The organism is Bordetella petrii (genome assembly GCF_020991325.1).
Taxonomy (GTDB): domain Bacteria; phylum Pseudomonadota; class Gammaproteobacteria; order Burkholderiales; family Burkholderiaceae_B; genus Bordetella_A; species Bordetella_A petrii_E.
Map to the genome: position 1 here is coordinate 1 of NZ_JAJMLX010000429.1, position 2,426 is coordinate 2,426.

The window sequence follows — 2,426 nt, forward strand, 5'->3', positions numbered from 1 at the left end:
GCGCACGCCGCGCCCCGCTCCGCCGCCGCCGCCCAGCAGCACCACGCGCAACTGGCCTGGCAGCACCCGGGCGCCCAGGGTGTTGAAGGTGTTCTGCACCGTCAGGCAGGTCAGGCGCGTGGCGGGAATGCAGCCGAACAGCACGTTGGGCACACAGGTAATGCGGCGCGCCTGCGACATCACCGTCTGCGAGATCAGGCCCAGGCCTATGCCCGGGTTGTCGCCGTTGCTGAGCGGGATGGTGGTCAGCAGGTTGTGCGCCGGCATCATCATCAGGAACGTATTCCACACGTTCGGAATCGCCATCGGCCCCAACGCGAAATTGGGAAAGCAAAAGGGGATCATTGCCGGCGGCAGTTTGCAAAAGTCGGGAAAGGCCAGGTCCATTCCCATCAATTGGCTGTCAGCGAACACTAGGCTTCCTTTGGGCTAGGGCCGGTGAATGTCGGCGGCTGCGGGGCCGCGCCGCGCCGACCAGAGTTCGGCTTCGTACAGGGCGGGGTCGTTCGGTAGAATGCCGTCGCGCGTGCTCCAGCGCGCGCCATCGAGCAACGCGCGATGCATCTGCGTGCGCTGGAACTGCGCCTGCCGCAAATCGGCATCGCGCAAGTCCGCATACGAAAAATCGGTGTAGACCAATTGGGCGCCGTCCAGGCGCACCGCCGCGCAACGGGCGCGGTGCAGCACCGACTGGGTCAGGTCGGCGCCGCTGAGTACCGCACCGTCCAGGCAGGCGTCGGGCCACATGCTCTGCGCCAGGCGGGCGCCGGTGGCATCGGCCTGACTAAGGTCGGCCTGGACGAACAGGGCATGCGGCGCATGCACGCCGGCAAGCTTGGCGCCGCGCAGCGAAGCGCCCTTGAAATTGGCCTGCGCCAGCCGGGCGTTGCGCAGGTCGCAGCCGTCCATGCGGGCATCGATGAACTGGCATCCCGACAATACCTGGCCTGCCAGCACCTGCCCCGTGAAATCGGCCTCCACGAAGGCCACATGTTCCAGCTGGGCCTGCTGCAGCCGCGCGCTGCGCAGGTCGGCCCGGAAGAACAGCGTCTTGCTGAAGCGGGCGCCGGCGAAACTGGTGTGTTCCAACACGCATTCAGACACCGAGCCTTGGTCGAAGACCGCCTTGTCGAAGCGCGCGCCCGCCAGCCCGGCCTGGACAAAGTTGCATGCCGGCAGCGAAACGCCCCGGAAATCCGCCTGCGCCGCCTGGCATTCCACGAACGAGGTATCGCGGCAGGCGGTGTCCTGCAGGTACGCCTGGCTCAGGTCGCAGCGAAAAAATGCGCACTGCGTGATGTCGGCGCCGCGCCAGTCGCTGCCGTGCAGGCGGCATTCGCTGATGCGGCTGTCGCTCAGGTTGGCCCGCACCAACGATGCGCCGCCCAGGTCGCATTTTTCCAGCACGGCGCCCGCCAGGTCCAGGCCGTCCAGCACGGCGCCGCGCAGATCCAGCCCCGACAGCACTTCACCGCCCTTGATGCGTTCGCGCAGGATGGCCGTGCTGATCATGCCTGCACCGCGCGCGAGTTCGCCAGGTGCGTGTAGGCCCCGCGCGTGTCCGTCGTGTCATCCAGCAGCGCCTGCGCCAGGTCGGCCCGGAACAGATTGGCACCGCGCAGGTCGGCGGGAGCCAGGTCGGCCTTCTGCAGCAGGGCGCCTTTGAAATCCGCGTCGGCCAGGGTGGCGCCGGTGAAGCGGGTACGTATGAACAAAGATTCATCGGCGCGCGCGCCCGCCAGGGTGGCGCCGCTCAGGTCCGCCTGCGAAAAATCGCAGCGCTGCAGCACGGCGCCAGCGAAATCGGCGCCCGCCAGGCCGATGGCGCGCAGATTGCATTCATGCAGCACCGCGCTGGCGAACACGGCGTCATCCATATCGGTTTCAACGGCGCAGCACATGTCCAGCCGGGCCCGCGCCCAATTGGCCGGACGATGGTATTCCGATTGCACCCAGGCGCAGCGCGTCAGGGTGGCCTGTTCGTAAGCCACGGCATCCAGCGTGCAGTCCAGCCACACCACCCGCGCCAGTTGCGCGCCTGTGAACCGGATGTCGGCCAGGTGGGTTTGCTGCAGGAAGGTCACCGTGTCCAGTTGGGCCGCGTCGAAGCGGCAGTTTTGCAGCATGGCCTCGGTCAGCGTGCAGTCGGTTATGCGGGTTCCGGATAAATCGCAGTTCTCCAGCGCGATGCCATCCAGCAAGGTATTGGACAGGCGCGCCTCCGAAAGGTCGGTACCGGAAAACTGCGCGTGCCCCAGGTTGGCTCCGGCCAGCTCCGCCGCGCGCCAGCTGCCGTCCCGCACCTGCGCGCGCGTCAGCACCGCGCGGGTCAGGTCGGCCTGATCCAGGCGCGTGCCGGAAAGGTCGGCGCATTCGAACCAGGTGCCCACGCAGCGCGCGCCGCGTAAATCGAGGCCCGACAGGTC

At 67.6% G+C, this 2,426-nt stretch carries 3 protein-coding genes; all 3 read right to left on the bottom strand.

What is annotated here, in order from left to right; translation table 11 throughout:
* The coding region (locus tag LPZ50_RS24090; RefSeq protein WP_230665368.1) for a DUF4150 domain-containing protein at nucleotides 1-414 on the bottom strand (414 nt) is incomplete at its 3' end.
* Between the two features lie 15 nt (nucleotides 415-429).
* Nucleotides 430-1,512: a pentapeptide repeat-containing protein gene (locus tag LPZ50_RS24095; protein WP_230665369.1), complete on the bottom strand. Its 1,083-nt coding sequence runs from the start codon at nucleotides 1,510-1,512 to the stop codon at nucleotides 430-432.
* Nucleotides 1,509-2,426: pentapeptide repeat-containing protein (locus LPZ50_RS24100; protein WP_230665370.1), on the bottom strand; the 918-nt coding region annotated here is incomplete at its 5' end. The genes LPZ50_RS24100 and LPZ50_RS24095, both read right to left, overlap by 4 nt.